Source organism: Thalassobellus sediminis, assembly GCF_044386045.1.
GTDB lineage: Bacteria > Bacteroidota > Bacteroidia > Flavobacteriales > Flavobacteriaceae > Thalassobellus > Thalassobellus sediminis.
Map to the genome: position 1 here is coordinate 346,996 of NZ_JBISCD010000040.1, position 18,482 is coordinate 365,477.

The following is an 18,482-nucleotide window of genomic DNA, read 5'->3' on the forward strand; positions in this document are numbered from 1 at the left end:
TTTCCGAAATGGAAAGGCTTAATCAAATAATTTGGTTAAAATTATGGTTGGTTCCTAATTATTATTTTAAAATTGTGAATTCGCAACGCCTGTTAACATCATATTCATCATCGTCACAAACACCTTCTTTAACACAATCATTAAGTGGTTGCGTTTCGCCATAACCAATACTTTTTAATCGGTTTCTATCAATCCCTTGACTTACTAAATATTCAAGAGTTGAAGTTGCACGTTTTTTAGATAATTTTAAATTATATTCGTCTGCACCATGTGCATCTGTATGTGCTGAAACTTCAACTTCCATAGTTGGGTATTTCTTCATTAAATCTACCAATACATTTAATGTTACTGATGCATCATCACGAATATTAGATTGATCAAAATCGAAATAAATTTTATCTAATTCAATTTGAACATCTCCTTTTTCATTTTCTTTTACACGCTCTTCTGCATCTTTAAAAGATTCTAAGCTTAAGTAAATATTGTGTTGTACTTTCCCTTTACTATCTGTTGAGAAATCAACATCTTGTGGAATATAAGCTTTCTTAGTCCCCCTAACTTTATATTTTTTATTAGGCTCTATTTTGAAAATATAATAAGCATCTTCACCAACAATGGTATCTTGAATTACAGTACCAGATTCATCGAACAATGTTAATAAAGAACCTACTAATAACTCTTTACTATTTATATCTTGTACAACACCTTCTACTTGATATTTTGACAAAATATTTTCTTCTCTAGAAAAGCCAAATAGTCTGTCGAATCCTGTTCTGTTTGAAGATATATAACCCATATTATCTTTTTCTCTAATAACATAAGCGAAATCGTCTAAATTACTATTTATAGAACTTCCTAAGTTTATAGGATTATCAAATGTATCATTTACCATATTACTTCTAAACACATCTAAACCACCATAACCTTGGTGACCTATTGATGAAAAATACAGTACATTAAACTCACTTATAAAAGGAAATTGCTCTCTATGTTTTGTATTAATTGTAGCTCCTAAATTTTCTGGTTCTCCGTAAGTTCCATCATCATTAATTGCAACTTTATAAATATCGAAACTTCCTAAAGTCCCTGGCATATCACTTGCAAAATAAAGTGTTTTTCCATCTTTACTTAGTGCAGGATGTTCTGTACTATAATTATTTGATGTAAATGGCAATGCAGTAACATTTGTCCAAACGCCATCAACTAATTCTGCTTTATAAATTTTAATATGTGCAATACGCTCTTCGTCTGTTTTTTTACGTGTGGTATTGGTTCTATTAAAATACATGGTTTTACCATCTTTAGTAAATACGGCACTACTTTCGTGTGAATTTGTATTTATAGCTTCAGAAAAAGGCTGAATATTTTCAAGTTTATTATCATTTGTTAAAGTTGCACTATACAAATCTAAATACGGTAACTCATTCCATGAGTATGATGGATTTTCAGTATTTCTTCCTGAAGCAAAAGCTACTTTATTATCTCCATAAAAAGACAAACCAAAATCGCTACTCGAATTTTCATTCACAATTTGCTTCAATTCAAAATTATGAGGTGTTGTTTTATTGGTCAATTCTATAAACGCACTCGTATTAATTGGTTTATTATAATAAGAACTTAAATGTTTATCGGCTTCACTATAATTTTTAACACCTTTTAAAGCTTGTGCATAACGAAAATGATATTCTATATCAATAGAGTCGCCATATTCTATAAACAACTCTCTATAGGTTTTAATAGCCTTTTGAAGACTTGTATTGTAATAATAACTATCGGCTAAATTTTGAAGTACTTCTTGACTACGCTCTTTTGTTTCGTAGGTTTCTGCTGCTTCATTATAGGCTCTCATTTCAAAAAGCTTATTAGCTTTTTTTATGTTTCCTTTTTGTGCTAATGCTATTCCACTAACTAATAAAAGGCTTGCAAATATGTATGTATGTTTTTTCATGGTTTCCTATTATTAAAATTTAGAAGAATCTTGGTGAACGATCATAACCTCCTTTGAAACCGAATAAATCGACATCAAATAAAATGAATATCTCGTGTGATCCAGAGTTATAACTTCCTAAATTATTGGTTGTAAAATCGTAAGCATATCCTATTTTTAGTTCTGGTGAAATTCTAAAACCTATCAAACCACTAATAGCATCATCTAATCTATATCCTAAACCGGCTTCTAACTTTTCATTAATTAAAACGTTGGCTGTAATATCTAATGCTAAAGGAGCTCCTTTAACAGATTTAGCCATAAATGCTGGTTTAAATTTTAAATTCTGATTAACATCAAATACATAACCACCTGTTAAATAGTAATGTACATTTTCAATTCCTGTAGCTCTTACTCCGTTTTCTGTTTCTAAATGTTTAGATGATAACATGTTTGGAGCAGATAAACCAATATAATAATTATCTGTAAAGAAAAAGGCTCCTATTCCTAAATTAGGAAAGGTTTTATTTATGTTTTCATTAAATGCTAAATCTGTAGACACATTTCCTGATTGTAAATTAAAGCCATCAAAATTAACATCGAAAAAAGTAAATCCTGCTTTTAAACCTAACGATAGTTTAGATTCTATACCAACTGGTAAAACATAAGCAAAATCTGCATAAATATTATTTTCTTGAACAATGTCGCCAATATTATCGTTAACAAACGAAATACCAACTTCTATTTTTTCATTTATTGGTGTATGAGCAAAAAAGGTTCCTGTTTTAGGAGCTCCTTCTAGCCCTACCCATTGTGTTCTATATAAACCTCCGAGATTCAAAATGGCCTCATCTGCAGTTGCATATGCGGGGTTTATAACACTCATATTATACATGTACTGTGTAAATTGAGGATCTTGCTGCGCAAAACTTTGAACGGACATTAAGAATGTCAATCCTACTATCGCAGCTATTTTATGATATATATTTAAATGTTTCATAGTTTCTAAATTGTGTTATCTAAAAAATTATCTGCTTAAGTATAAACGTCCTTGTTCGGGCTTGTTGATATCATCATTAAATTTGAAAATGTAGAAATAAACACCTACTGGTAAGTCTCCATTTCCAATCGATCTTGATTGATTAGACTTTCCGTTGAAACGAGGTGTTGAAGCATTTCCTTTATAAACAACATTTCCATATCTATTGAAGATCTCAATTTCAAAGTTTGGATATAAAATATCTAAGTTATTATAATCGAATGTATCATTTACTCCATCATTATTTGGTGAGAATCCATCTGGTAAATCAAGTTTTCCACATGATGTAATATCTGGAGTTACCTCTAACCTTTCACTACTTTCACATCCTGTTGTAGCATCAACTAAAACAGCATAATAAGATGTTAAATTTGAAAGTTCAGTAGAACCATTTATTATATTTCCACCTATTTCTGCATCATACCATACTACATTATTTGTATCCTGCTCTGTAATATTTAAAGTAAGATCGTTAATAGTTGGTGAAGGGGTATCATTTATACAATACTCCTGATTAGCATTTGCTAATGTTGGAGTAGATATATCATTAATAATTACAGTAATTTGTGTAGTACTTGTTGAAGATTCACAACCGTTACCATTAGTTTGAGTAGCATAATAATCTTCTCCGTCAATTAAATTGTCTACTGGATTTGCTACAATAGTTAAAGCAGCATCTTCATACCAATTTACCGTTCCTGTTAACGTTAAAGCGCTATTTAAATCTGAAACAATTGGATTGTTTTCTTGACAAAATTCTGGACTTACTGATAAAACTACTGGCGCAGTAGTATCACTTACGCTTACTGTTATTTGAGCTGTTGAATCTGGAGAACATGCTCCTGTAGCTTCAACAGTATATGTATAAACTCCAGGAGTATCAACACTAGGGTCAAATTCTCCTGTAGTGCTATCCATAGCTGGTGACCAAACACCTCCACTTTGTGCAGCTGTTCCTAAGAGAGGAAATAAATCTGTTATACCGTCTATAACACAAATTGTAATAGCATTATCACTTCCTGCATTTGGTGCTTGAGTTACTGTTACATCTACTTGGCTTGTAAAAGTTCCACAAGCATTTGTTAAAGAATATATATAAGTTCCTGGTGCATCCACTAATGGATCAAAAACACCTGTTGTACTTGCCATGGCTGGCGACCAACTTCCTCCAGTATCTGCACTTCCTATTAGTGAGAACAAATCAATTGTTCCGTTATTACTACAAACATCTAAAGTATTGTCTGTTCCTGCATTTAAAGGAGCTTCAATAGTTACTGTTATTGTTGTACTATCATCTATACAAGGTGAAGATGCAACTACATAATAAGTAAATTGATAATTATTAGTTGCAAATCCTGATACATCATACGCTGTTGGATTAGTAACAACTGTACCTGTATTGTCTGAACCTACATACCAAGTTCCTCCTAAATCTTGAGTACCATCTAAACCAGAATTCAAATCGATTGTACTATCATTACATGCTACAATACCTGTTGAATTTGGTGCTCCTGCATTTGGCGATTGATATATAGTAGCTGTTACTGCTGTTCTAACTGAAGATTCACAGCCAGTTGTTGCATTTGTTTGTGTTGCATAATAGATTTGACCATCTACTAGTGCAGTTGCATCTGTTAAAAGATTTCCTCCAGTTGCTGCATCATACCATTGGATGCTTGTTCCTAAAGTTGTAACTAAATTTGCAACTGTAGCACTATCACAAAATTCTTGTGGTGTATCTGCCGTTGGTGCTGGTGTATCATTTATTATAATTTGAACTGTTACATCTACATCATCACAACTACCTACTGCAGTTACATCATATGTAAAGTTATATGTTCCTTCTAATAAAACATCTAGCATAACTGTAATTCCACTTAAAGCTCCTGATGAATCATCATCACTCCATGTTCCTGTTTGATCTTCGTCTGTTAATAAATCAAATAAATTATAGGTCTCTCCTGTTGTTATTGCTTCTAAACAAAATTCTACTGGCGTATTGGCTGTTCCTGATTCTGGCGCTGGATCTATAGTGACAACTACTGTTGAACTATTTGTACATCCAAATCCATTGGTAACACTATATGTGAAATTATATGAGCCAACTGCTAAACCTGTGATGTCTAAATCGCTTAATGTTAATGCTCCTGTTCCACTATCATCAGTCCATGTTCCTGCTGGATCATTTCCTGCTAATTGACCAAATAAATCTAATGGAGAGTTTCCTGCTAAATCATTTTCACAAAATATAGCTGGTGATGGTGTTCCTGAATTTGGTTGTGGATTTATTATAATTTGAACCGTTACATCTACATCATCACAACTACCTATAGCTGTAACATCATAAGTGAAATTATATGTTGCTGGTACAAGTCCATCAAGAGTAACTGTGTTTCCACTTAAAGCGCCTGATGAATCATCATCACTCCATGTTCCTGTTTGATCTTCGTCTGTTAATAAATCAAATAAATTATAGGTCTCTCCTGTTGTTATTGCTTCTAAACAAAATTCTACTGGCGTATTGGCTGTTCCTGATTCTGGCGCTGGTTCGATAGTTATAGTAACTGAAGAAGTCGCATCAGGACAAATACCTGTACTTGGTACTGTATAAGTCATTATATATGTACCAACAGTTAGAGTTGAAATATTAACTGTTCCTAAATAACCATTTGAAGTTGTTAAAGATCCAGACCAACTTCCATTAGTATCTTTAATTCCCGTCAACTCGTCAAATAAATTAAAATCTGCAGTTACTATATTATTTTCACAATATATTAAACTTGCTGAAGTTCCTGCATTTTGCGGAGTATCTATAATAACTGAAACTGGTATAGTATTACTCTTACATCCGTTGTTAACTTGAATATAATATGTTCCAATTGATAAAGAATCTGAAGAAGACAATGGTGTTCCACTAGGATTCCCATTTAAATCGAGACTTATATACCAGTTGAAATTTGAAGATGAAGTACCAGTAATTAAATCCCCAACTATTGGACTTGTTTCAGAACAAAACTCTTGTGTCAATGGAGGAGTCGGATCAGAAGGAGACTCAACTACAATAGTTTCACCCTCTACTATTTGACTTTTGTTACCAAATTCATCTATAAAAATAATATAATAAGTATAAAATCCAGATAACAAATCAATTGAATTTGCTAAATCTGTTAAAGCAAAATCATTATAAATTTCTACCGAACCACCAGATGGTATATTGAATTGTAGTACTTCATCGATATACATTTGTAAATCTGGATTGTCATTACTACAAAAAATTCCATCTAAATTTTGATTACTAGGTGGTACTTGGAATGTTACATTAATGGGTGTTCTAGAACCACAAGAACCAGAACTATCATCAACATAATAAGTGCCTTGTGAAAGTAATTGTGTAGAACTAATTAAAGTTCCTCCACTAAGATCTGTATACCAAACGATTCCATTGGTACCAACTTCAGTAACAAAATCCGCACTTAAATCGGCGAAAGTATATCCTGAGGCATCTAAAATTATTGGATTTGAATTTGTTACTGATGGACACTGTGCTTTTAGATTTAAAAGTGTTCCAAAAAAGACAAAACAAAAAGCAGCATATTTTAATGCATACCTAAAAAAGGGTTTTGTATTCATAGGTTTGGTAAATTAGGGTTACTATTAAATAACTTTTTATTATAAAATATCTCTAAAAATTAATAAAAACCAACATTGAAATAAATTACCCTCGCAATTTAACTGATTTTTTTGTATTTCGTCGGCTTTTTTTTATTTTTTTTACATTTCATCGATAAAAAAGTTATGAAACCCAAAAAACCCACCTAATTAGGTGGGTTTAAAATTTTATAAAAGAAAAAACTTACTAGTGCTGAAGCTCTTCTTCTCCGTCTTTTAAAGGAATATTTTGAGGAATAAAATCAACATCATGTCCTGGTTTACTATAATCGTAAGCCCAACGATGAACATGTGGAATTTCTCCAGGCCAGTTACCGTGCATATGCTCAACTGGAGTTGTCCATTCAAGAGTTGTAGATTTCCAAGGGTTTTGTGTTGCTTTCTTACCAAAGAAAATACTACTAAAGAAATTGTATAAATAAACTAGTTGTACTACACCTCCAATTAAAGCGAAAATAGTAATGATAACATTAACATTAGCAAGATCATCAAATAATGGAAAATTACTATTTGTATAATAACGACGAGGTAAACCAGCCATTCCTATGAAGTGCATTGGAAAAAACACACCATAAGCACAAACTGCAGTTATCCAGAAGTGTATATAACCTAAATTTTTATTCAACATTTTTCCAAACATTTTTGGAAACCAATGATAAATTCCAGCAAACATACCATACAAAGCAGATATACCCATAACTAAATGAAAGTGAGCAACAACGAAATATGTATCGTGAACGTTAATATCTAATGCACTATCACCTAAAATAATACCTGTTAAACCTCCTGTAATAAATGTTGATACAAAACCAATTGAGAATAACATGGCTGGGTTCATTTGTAAATTACCTTTCCATAAAGTTGTTATCCAGTTAAATGCTTTTACAGCAGATGGAATTGCAATTAATAATGTAGTAAATGTAAATACAGAACCTAAGAAAGGATTCATACCAGAAATAAACATATGGTGTCCCCATACAATAGTTGATAAAAATGCAATAGCCAAAATTGAAGCAATCATTGCTCGATAACCAAATATAGGTTTACGAGAGTTAGATGCCATAATTTCAGAAACTAATCCCATAGCAGGTAGTATTACAATATAAACCTCAGGATGGCCTAAGAACCAAAATAAATGTTCGAATAATACTGGAGAACCTCCTTGGTAATGAAGTACTTCTCCTTGAATAAATATATCTGATAAGAAGAATGATGTTCCAAAACTTCTATCCATTATTAATAACAATGCTGCGGATAATAAAACAGGAAAAGATATTACTCCAATTACAGCAGTAATAAAAAATGCCCATATAGTTAATGGTAGTCTAGTCATAGACATTCCTTTAGTTCGTAAATTAATTACAGTAACAATATAATTTAATGACCCTAATAATGAAGAAGCAATAAATATAGCCATAGATACTAACCATAATGTCATCCCCATACCAGAACCACCTTGTGCCATTGGTAATGCACTTAAAGGTGGATAAATTGTCCATCCAGCTGCAGCTGGTCCAGCTTCAACAAATAATGAAATTACCATGATTACACTTGATAAAAAGAATAACCAATAAGAAACCATATTTAAGAATCCTGATGCCATATCACGTGCACCAATTTGTAACGGAATTAATAAGTTACTAAATGTTCCACTTAATCCAGCAGTTAATACAAAGAATACCATGATTGTACCATGTATCGTAACTAATGCTAAATAAATATCGGCATCCATAACACCATCTGGTGCCCATTTACCTAATAATGCTTCAAACAACACATTAGGTTGTTCTGGCCATGCAATTTGCATACGAAACATTAAAGACATTAAAACACCTATAACTCCCATTATAGTACCTGTAACCAGGTACTGCTTAGCAATCATTTTATGGTCTTGACTAAATATATATTTAGTTACAAACGTTTCTTTATGATGATGTCCATGGTCGTCGTCGTGAGCGTGAGTATCTGCGTGTGCTGACATAATCTTATATCGTTTTATCTTTTTTAAATTAGTTAATTAGAGAGTTTTTGAATTGTTTTTGCTCTTTAATCCAAGCATCATATTCTTCTTGAGTTTCTACTACAATTTTCATTTGCATGTTATAATGAGATTTTCCACAAATCTTATTACATAATAGTAAATAATCAAACTCATAACGTTCTAAAGCTTCTTCACCCTTAGCTATTAAAGGTTCGCTATTTTTAACTCTAATTTTATTAATTCTTTTTACCTTTTCTTGCATCTGCGGTGTTTCACGCATATCTGCAGTAGTAACTGTTGGAGTGAAACCAAATTGTGTAATCATACCAGGAACACAATTCATTTGCGCTCTAAAATGAGGCATATAAGCTGAATGCAATACATCTTGAGAACGCATTTTAAACAACACTGGCTTTCCTACTGGTAAGTGCAACTCAGTTGTAATAATATCATCTTGAGCATTAGGGTCTGATTCATCTAAACCTAGAATATTAGCACGATCTATATCAATTAAACGAACATTAGCTTTTCCTAAACTATTATCTGCTCCAGCATATCTAGCTTTCCAGTTAAATTGTTGCGCATATAATTCTACTACTAATGGGTCATCACTTTCATCAACACCCATAATATTAATCCAAGTACTTAACCCGTAAATAATCAATCCTGCTAAAACTATAACAGGAATAATAGTCCAAATAGCTTCTAGCTTATTATTATCTGCAAAGAATAACGCTTTTTTACCTTTTTCTCCTTTATATTTAAAAGCAAAATAATGTAATAAAAATTGTGTAATTGTCTGAACAATAAAAATAATTACCATAGAGATAACCATTAAATTGTCAATAGTAGGTCCATGTTCTGAAGCAGAATTAGACATAAGAGGTAAATCACCCCATTTAACAAAACAGACAATGGTAATGATATAAATGAAAGCTAAAAAGCCCATCATTAAATACCCATTCATGGTATTATCCTTGTCACTAGCAACTTGAGAATTCTCGTTTTTAGCTTGAGCTAAATCAAAAATCTTTACCATTTGCCAAATGGCAACTAAAATAAATACTAAAACTATAATTGTTAATAAAGCAGTCATTGGTATCGTTCGTCTTTATTTAATATCTTGATTAATAATGAAATTCTTCACTTTCTTTTCTAAAAGGATATCCTTTTACAAGTAGCGGTGCTTTTGTTAATGCAGTAAATACTACAAATATGAATAATCCTGCAAATAATAATACTGAACTAATTTCAGGAATACCTATATACCACTGATCTCCTACAGTTGATGGCATAATCATATTGAAAATATCTATATAGTGTCCAAATAAAATAACTAAACCTGCCATAACTACAAACCAAGGAATACGCTTGTAATCTGCATTCATTAACATTAATATTGGGAATACAAAATTCATTACTACCATACCTAAGAATGGTAATTTATAGTCTTGGAAACGTGTTACAAAATAAGTTACCTCTTCTGGAATATTTGAATACCAGATTAACATAAATTGGGAGAACCATAAGTATGTCCAGAAAATACTGAAAGCAAACATAAATTTAGCAACATCATGTAAATGATTTTCATTTACAAATTCTATAACACCTTTAGATTTTAAGTATATAGTAATTAAAGCAATTACAGTTATGCCACTTACAAACATACTTGCAAATACATACCATCCAAATAATGTTGAGAACCAGTGTGGGTCTACACTCATTATCCAATCCCAAGACATCATAGATTCTGTATAAATAAAGAACACTAAAAATGCAGCTGAGATACGGAATGACTTTTTAAAATTGCTTTTATCTTCTGCTGTATCTTGTGCAATTGAAAATTTACGTGAAAAATGACGATATAAACTCCAACCGGCAATAAAAATTAATCCTCTAAAAGCAAACCAACCAACATTTAACCAACCTGATTTACCATCAATTAATTTATCATAGTGTTCACTATCAGGGTTAGTTACTTCAGGGTTCATCCACATAAAGATATTATCATGTCCAATATAATGAGAACCAACAGCAATAGCTAATACAATTAAAGCTCCAGGTAATAAGTATGCTGTAATACCTTCCATGATTCTAAATAAAACTGGAGACCATCCAGCTTGTGATGCAATTTGAATAGCATAAAATGCTAAAACTCCTAAAGCAATCATCATAAAGAAAAAAGCTGCTACATATAAAGCAGACCAGGGTCTATTTGCAATTTGGTGTTGAACATGTTCTACATGTTTTGTGTGTTCATCAACATCAGAATGACCAGTATCAGCATGAGCTTTTTCTCCATGAGCATCATTTGATGTATGGGTATCATGATTTGGAGATGCATGTGTAGCTTCTTCAGCATGACCAGCACCATGATGCTCTCCTGCAAGTAAGGTTTCAACCTCTTCAAAAGACTTATGAGATGTCAAAAAACTATAACCAACACCTATGACTCCTAATATCATTAAGATGAAAGAAAATGTCTTTAATTTATTCGAAAATGTGTACATATCTATATAATCTTATCTTCTTACTTTACTAAATCAGCTCTTAAGTTCAATACGTAAGAAACCACTTGCCAACGCTCTTCCTCGTTCAATTGGTTAGCATAACTACCCATGGCATTTTTACCATAATAAATAGTATGATAAGTGCTTCCTTCAGTAATTTCTCTATCTGCATAATTTGGTATTCCAAGAATTTTTTCTCTTTTAACTAAATTACCCTGACCTTTACCTTTATTACCATGGCAAATACCGCAGTATATATTATATAACTGCTTTCCTTTTGCTAAATCTACTTGTGTTGAATCTAATGGACTTGTTAAAGTAGCCTTTGCTAATTCATAACCTTCTGTAGAATTTTCAATATCAAAAGGAACGAAACCTCTTGGTATAGAACCCTCAGCAGGTATCTGTGCTTCAACTCCATTTTCAAATGCAGCTTCACCATAAGTTTCGTAACCTGCCGATTCATACATATTTGGCATGAATTGGTAGTTTGGTGCCGTATCCTTTTTACAAGATACAGCTACGAAAATAACTGCTAATACTAATATTTTAATTAAGCTCTTCATCTTTCTCTTAATGCGCTTTATCAATTAAATTAATCTCAAGTGCTCCAGTTTCCTTAAGCAACCCTTCTAATTCATGTTCATTACCGTTAACAGCGATTTCCATTAAAAAATGATCATCAGTTGTTCTAGGATCAGGGTTCTCAGCATTCTTAAATGGCCACATTCTACTACGTAAGTAAAAAGTAATTACCATTAAATGCGCAGCAAAAAATACAGTTAGCTCAAACATAATAGGCACAAATGCTGGCATGTTTTCTATATAGCTAAAACTTGGTTTACCTCCAATATTTTGAGGCCAATCCTCGATCATAATAAAATTCATCATTACAATTGCAACTGTTAAACCAACCAACCCGTACATAAATGCTGTTATTGCAATACGTGTGGGTGCTAAGCCCATAGCTTTGTCTAGCCCGTGAACCGGAAATGGTGTGTATATTTCTTCAATGTGATATCTTTCTGCCTTAACTTTTTTAACAGCTGACATTAAAATATCATCATCGGTATAAATAGCGTGAATAACTTTTGAAGCTTCCATTGACTATGTTTAGTTTATTAATTTTTTAGCTTGTCCAGACCAATCATCACGTTCTGCCCTTCCTGGGAAAGAACCTGTGATAGAATCTAACAAATTATATTCCTTTTTTGTCATTTTACTAACTTGCAAGAAAGTGTATATACCTATACTATTAAGTATTTCTTCCATTTTAGGACCAATACCATTAACTTTCTTTAAATCATCTGCTGTTTGAGTATTAGAATCAAAAGCACCTATACTACTTAATAAATCATTTACTTTAGATGAATTATCTTCAGTAGATGTAGAAATAGAAGTTACTAATTGTTTTCCAGATGTTCTTTCATCTGCACCAGTTCCTACTAAACTATTACCAGCTTCTCTAATTTTCTTATAGCTTTCTCCTGAAGATTTTAAAATAGTTTTAACTTCAGCTTGCGCTATTACCGGAAATGTTCTAGAATATAATAAGAATAACACAAAGAAGAATCCTATAGTACCAATAAAAATTCCAATATCAACAAATGTTGGAGAGAACATAGTCCATGATGATGGTAAGTAATCTCTATGTAACGATGTTACAATAATTACAAAACGCTCAAACCACATTCCTACGTTTACTACAATTGATATAAAGAATGAGAACATAATACTTGTTCTAAGTTTTTTAAACCACATAAATTGTGGTGAGAATACATTACAAGACATCATCATCCAATATGCCCAAGCATAAGGCCCTGTTGCTCTGTTTAAGAAAGCATACTGCTCATATTCTACACCAGAATACCATGCAATAAACAACTCAGTAATATATGCCACACCTACTATAGAACCAGTAATCATGATTACTATGTTCATTAATTCGATGTGTTGTACGGTTATATAATCTTCTAGGTTACATACTTTTCTCATAATAATAAGAAGCGTATTTACCATTGCAAATCCAGAGAATACCGCACCAGCAACAAAGTATGGTGGGAATATTGTTGTATGCCAACCAGGAATAACCGAGGTAGCGAAATCGAATGATACAATAGTGTGTACAGAAAGAACTAAAGGCGTTGCTAAACCAGCAAGTACTAAAGATACTTCTTCAAAACGTTGCCAATCTTTAGCACGTCCAGACCATCCAAAACTTAATAAAGCATAAATTTTCTTTTGGAAAGGCTTAACAGCTCTGTCTCTTAGCATTGCAAAATCAGGAAGTAAGCCTGTCCACCAGAATACTAATGATACCGATAAGTAAGTTGAAATTGCAAATACATCCCAAAGTAATGGTGAATTAAAGTTTACCCATAATGAACCAAATTGATTTGGAATTGGTAATACCCAGTAACCTAGCCAAGGACGACCCATGTGAATAATTGGAAATAATCCTGCTTGTACTACCGAGAAGATAGTCATAGCTTCAGCAGAACGGTTAATTGCCATTCTCCATTTTTGACGGAATAATAAAAGTACTGCAGAAATTAAAGTTCCTGCGTGACCAATACCTACCCACCAAACAAAGTTAGTAATATCCCAAGCCCAACCTACGGTCTTGTTTAATCCCCAAGTTCCAATACCTGTAGATATAGTATATAAAATACATCCAATACCCCACAGGAAAGCTACAAGTGCAATAGAAAAAACTATCCACCATTGTTTATTTGCTTTTCCTTCTACTGGTTTAGCCACATCCACAGTAACATCGTGGTATGATTTTTCCCCAGTAACTAAGGGTCTTCTAATAGGTGCTTCGTAATGAGACGCCATAATTATATAATTGATTCTTTAATTAAATTTATGCTTCTGTTGTATTTCTCACTTTAGTATGGTACTGCACATTAGGCTTTGTACCAACACTTTCTAATAAATGATACATACGGTCATCTTCTAAAAGTTTTGCAACTTTACTTTCCTTATCGTTAATGTCTCCAAATATCATTGCACCACTACTACAAGCTGCAGAACATGCTGTTTGGAATTCACCATCTTTAATTTCTCGTCCATCACGTTTTGCATCTAAAATTGTTTTTTGTGTTTTTTGAATACACATAGAACATTTTTCCATAACACCACGAGAACGTACTACAACATCTGGATTTAAAACCATACGTCCTAAATCATCATTCATATGATAATCGAACTCATCGTTCCCATTATATAAGAACCAGTTAAAACGACGTACTTTATAAGGACAGTTATTTGCACAATATCTAGTACCTACACAACGGTTATATGCCATATGGTTTTGACCTTGACGACCGTGTGATGTTGCTGCCACAGGACAAACTGTTTCACAAGGTGCATGGTTACAATGTTGACACATTACTGGTTGGAATGCTACTTGAGGATTCTCTGTTGGGTTTTCTAACTCACCAAAACCTCCTAAAGAACCATTATCTCCAAATAATCCTGAAAACTCTTCTTTCTTAGTATCATCTTCAGCAAATGTTTCTTCAGATGAATAATATCTATCAATACGTAACCAGTGCATATCACGACTACGACGTACTTCTTCTTTTCCTACTACTGGTACATTATTTTCAGCATGACATGCTATAACACAAGCACCACATCCTGTACAAGCATTTAAATCGATTGATAAGTTAAAATGATGTCCTATTGAACGATCAAATTCATCCCATAAATCAACTTCAGGAGAAGTAACTGGTGTTTCTTCGTGATTTAATGAAACTGTTGGAACTTTATTCCAAACATCTCTACTAGATGTATTAAAGATTTCTAAAGTAGTTTCTTTAATAATATCACCACGCCCCATTAAAGTGTTTTGTAACTGAACAGAAGCAAATTCATGCTCGCCTGCTGCAGCTTCAATAGTAACGTCTTGTACTTTGCTAAAACCTTGGTATAATGCGTAAGCATTAACACCTGTTTGCATTTCTTCTTTTAAACCTTTTGTTTTACCATAACCTAATGCTAAACCAACAGAACCTTTTGCTTGTCCTGGTTGAATCATGACTGGTGCAGTGATAGTTGTACCATTAACTGTTACATTAGCATAACTTCCGTTTAAGGCGCCCGTAGCAACATGATTATTTTCTAAACCAAGCGCATCTGCATCAGCTTTAGAAATAGTTAGGTAATTATCCCAAGATGTTCTTGTAAGAGGATCTGGAAACTCTTGTAACCATGGGTTGTTGGCTTGCTGACCATCACCCATACCTACTTTAGTATATAATGTTAATTCAAAACCTCCTTTAGATTTAGCTGAAGCAGCTAAAGCATTTGCTGCATTTCCAGCAGGAGTTTCTGTTTCTTCTGAACTTGTTTCTTCTGTTTGAGATGCAATTTCACCAACATAAACACCATCATGTAATGCTTGATTGAAAGAACTTCCTCCTAAAATAGTAGTTCCCCAAGCGTCTTTAATATAATCATGATAAGAAACATCGTTTCCTGTCCATTTTAATAAAGCCTCTTGAAATTGTCTCGTATCAAATAAAGGACGAATAGTTGGCTGTGTTAAAGCATAGTGTCCTTTCTTTATTTCAACATCACCCCATGATTCTAAATAATGTGGTGCTGCAGCTATATAATTAGTTTCTGAAGACGTTTCATCTACTTTCATTGAAAACGCAACAGATAATTCTGTTTTCTTCAACCCTTCAGCAAAGTCTGACGCATTTGATAAGGTATATAATGGATTTACACCACTCATAATAATAGCAGCAACTTTACCATCCTTCATATCGGCTACTAAAGAGGCAACTGCTTTATCATTACCTTGTCTTGTTTTTATTGGAGCTGATTTATCAAAAGCTTTACTACTTAAAGCTTCATTAATATCTAAAGCAACTGTTTGAGCATTTACATCTTGAATACCTGTAACTACTACACCTTTACTTCCTGCTTTCTTTAATTGAGTTGCTGCACTTTTAACAGCATCTTCAATATGTTTTGGTAAACTCCCTGAAACAGAACCACCAACAACATAACTATATAATTTAGCTAAAGCTAATTTTTGTTCACTCGGTTTTAAAGGCACACGCTTATCTGCATTGGCACCAGTTAAAGACATATTAGATTCAAACTGAATATGACGAGACATTTTACCATGATCTGGAATTCTGTTTTTAGAATACCCAGAATCAAAACCACCACCTTGCCAATCTGATAAGAAATCTGCTCCGACAGATACAATAGTCATCGCTTTTTCAAAATCATAATTAGCTAATGCGCGTTCACCATATTTAGCTTGGTATGCATCTAATGCAGCAGATTCGGAAACAGCATCATAAACTACATGACGAACATTACCGTACTTTTCGCTAAACTCCGATATTAATTTACTTGTAGACGGACTTGCAAAAGTTTGTGTTAATAAAACAATCTCCTTATTAGCCGCTGCAATATCTGTTAATTTCTTACTTGTTTCAGCATCAAAATCACTCCAAGAAATAGCATTTCCATCTTTTCTTTTAGGACCTTGAACTCTTAAGCTATCATACAAACCTAAAACAGAAGCATTTACTCTAGCATTTGCACTACCATTGGTAGTAGCTAAAGCATTATTTTCAATTTTAATTGGACGACCTTCACGCGTTTTAACTAAAACACTAGCAAAATCAAATCCATCAGCAATTGTTGTTGCATAATAGTTAGCAACACCTGGAATAATTTCCGTTGGTTGTACTATATAAGGAATAGATTTTTTTACAGGACCCTCACAAGCAGCTAAAGATGCAGCAGCTGTAGTAAACCCTACGTATTTTAAGAAATCGCGTCGCGTTGTAGACGAAGCTTCTAATGTATCTTTATCTCCTAAAAATTCATCAGTAGGTATTTCTGCTACAAACTCGTTTTGCTTTAGCGTCTCAACAATAGAGCTATTCTCGTTTAGCTCTTCAACACTTTTCCAGTATTTCTTGTTTGATGACATATTATATAATTGAATTACTTCTTATTAAAATTTATTAATAGTGACATTTACCACATTCTAAACCACCCATTTCAGCTTCCGTAAATTCTTTTACGCCATACTTTTTAGTTAGTTCTTCATGTATTTTTTTGTAATAATCATTATCTTTAATATTCACATTGGTTGTTCTATGACATTCAATACACCAACCCATTGTTAAAGGTGCAAATTGCTCTGCAATTTCCATTGTTTCAATTGGCCCATGACATGTTTGACACTCTACACCTGCAACAGTAACATGTTGTGAGTGGTTAAAATAAACAAAGTCTGGTAAGTTATGAATTCTAACCCATTTAACTGGCTGAGAATCTCCTGTATATTTTTGATCGGCATCATTCCACCCTACTGCAGTGTATAATTTTTTAATTTCACCATCATAAAATTCTTTTGAATACTCTGGAGTTGTTTCTCCATTATATTCATAAATTGATTTATGACAGTTCATACATACATTTAAAGATGGAATACCAGATGTTTTACTAACTCTAGCAGAAGAATGACAGTATTTACAATCTATACCATTATCGCCAGCATGTATTTTATGAGAAAAATGAATTGGTTGTACTGGCTGATAACCTTGATCTACTCCAATTTGAGACAAATACCCATACACAAAATATGCACTAGAAAGCAAAAAGAATATAGCAACAACAATCATTAAAAATTGATTTTGCACAAAAGCTTTCCAAAGCGGTGTTCTTTTTGAAGCTTCTGGCAACTCGATATTTTGAGCAGCAGCAAAACGACGAAGCGTTTTATTTACTAAAAATAACCCGGCAGCTAATAATATAAATAAGATAGCTAATGCTCCTAAAATTATTTCATTAGAAATACCATTTGAAGATTTAGCTACTTGAACATCTCCGCCAGGTCCAACAGTAGGAGTAGGAGCTGCTTTCTTTTCTTCAGCAGTATAAGCTAAAATATTATCAATATCTTCATTTGATAATTGCGGAAATGCAGTCATTGCTGCGCCGCCATACTCGTTATAAATTTTGTTTGCGTAAGCATCTCCAGATTTAATAACACCTGAACTATTTTTTATCCAAGCATAAATCCATTCTCTATCTAAACCTTGTTCATCAGACAAACGAGCTTCTACATTTCGTAATGCAGGCCCTGTCATTTTCTTATCTAATTTATGACAAGCAGCACAGTTGGCATTAAATAATGATTTTCCTTTTGCTGAATCTCCATCTTGAGCAGAAAGAGAGGTAGTAAACGCTAATAAAAAAATTAAGCCGACATGAAAAATGCTTTTACTTAATTTACGGTGAATCACCTGTTTCATATTGTTGGTTAAATTAACTTCTAAACTTTGGTATGACTTTTGTCATTTAATAGACAAA

11 protein-coding genes are annotated in these 18,482 nt (G+C 32.9%); all 11 read right to left on the minus strand.

The features are described 5' to 3' along the window. Window positions 1-61: 61 nt before the first annotated feature. Window positions 62-1,948: an OmpA family protein gene (locus ACH5TW_RS08290; RefSeq protein WP_439336038.1), complete on the minus strand. Its 1,887-nt coding sequence runs from the start codon at window positions 1,946-1,948 to the stop codon at window positions 62-64. A 19-nt stretch (window positions 1,949-1,967) separates the two neighbouring features. After that, a complete protein-coding gene (locus ACH5TW_RS08295) occupies window positions 1,968-2,927 on the minus strand; it encodes a PorP/SprF family type IX secretion system membrane protein (RefSeq protein WP_439336039.1) in 960 nt (319 codons plus the stop codon). A 27-nt stretch (window positions 2,928-2,954) separates the two neighbouring features. Beyond that, on the minus strand, window positions 2,955-6,596 hold the full coding sequence (locus ACH5TW_RS08300) for an Ig-like domain-containing protein (protein WP_439336040.1): 3,642 nt from the start codon (window positions 6,594-6,596) through the stop codon (window positions 2,955-2,957). Between the two features lie 226 nt (window positions 6,597-6,822). Further along, a complete protein-coding gene (locus tag ACH5TW_RS08305) occupies window positions 6,823-8,616 on the minus strand; it encodes a cytochrome c oxidase subunit I (RefSeq protein ID WP_439336041.1) in 1,794 nt (597 codons plus the stop codon). Window positions 8,617-8,644: 28 nt separating this feature from the next. After that, the gene (locus ACH5TW_RS08310) at window positions 8,645-9,712 is read right to left on the minus strand and encodes a cytochrome c oxidase subunit II (protein WP_439336042.1); all 1,068 of its coding nucleotides are present in this window, start codon (window positions 9,710-9,712) and stop codon (window positions 8,645-8,647) included. A gap of 31 nt (window positions 9,713-9,743) precedes the next feature. Then, window positions 9,744-11,126 carry a quinol:cytochrome C oxidoreductase gene (locus ACH5TW_RS08315; protein WP_439336043.1) on the minus strand — a complete coding sequence of 461 codons (1,383 nt, stop codon included), beginning with the start codon at window positions 11,124-11,126 and terminating at the stop codon, window positions 9,744-9,746. Between the two features lie 20 nt (window positions 11,127-11,146). Next, entirely contained in the window at window positions 11,147-11,692 is a 546-nt protein-coding gene (locus tag ACH5TW_RS08320) for a c-type cytochrome (RefSeq protein ID WP_439336044.1), read from the minus strand. A 7-nt stretch (window positions 11,693-11,699) separates the two neighbouring features. Continuing rightward, window positions 11,700-12,230: a DUF3341 domain-containing protein gene (locus tag ACH5TW_RS08325; protein ID WP_439336045.1), complete on the minus strand. Its 531-nt coding sequence runs from the start codon at window positions 12,228-12,230 to the stop codon at window positions 11,700-11,702. A gap of 9 nt (window positions 12,231-12,239) precedes the next feature. Further along, window positions 12,240-13,964 carry a helix-hairpin-helix domain-containing protein gene (locus ACH5TW_RS08330; protein WP_439336046.1) on the minus strand — a complete coding sequence of 575 codons (1,725 nt, stop codon included), beginning with the start codon at window positions 13,962-13,964 and terminating at the stop codon, window positions 12,240-12,242. A gap of 28 nt (window positions 13,965-13,992) precedes the next feature. Then, window positions 13,993-17,094: a TAT-variant-translocated molybdopterin oxidoreductase gene (locus tag ACH5TW_RS08335; RefSeq protein ID WP_439336047.1), complete on the minus strand. Its 3,102-nt coding sequence runs from the start codon at window positions 17,092-17,094 to the stop codon at window positions 13,993-13,995. Between the two features lie 34 nt (window positions 17,095-17,128). Further along, on the minus strand, window positions 17,129-18,424 hold the full coding sequence (locus ACH5TW_RS08340) for a cytochrome c3 family protein (protein ID WP_439336048.1): 1,296 nt from the start codon (window positions 18,422-18,424) through the stop codon (window positions 17,129-17,131). Window positions 18,425-18,482 lie beyond the last annotated feature (58 nt).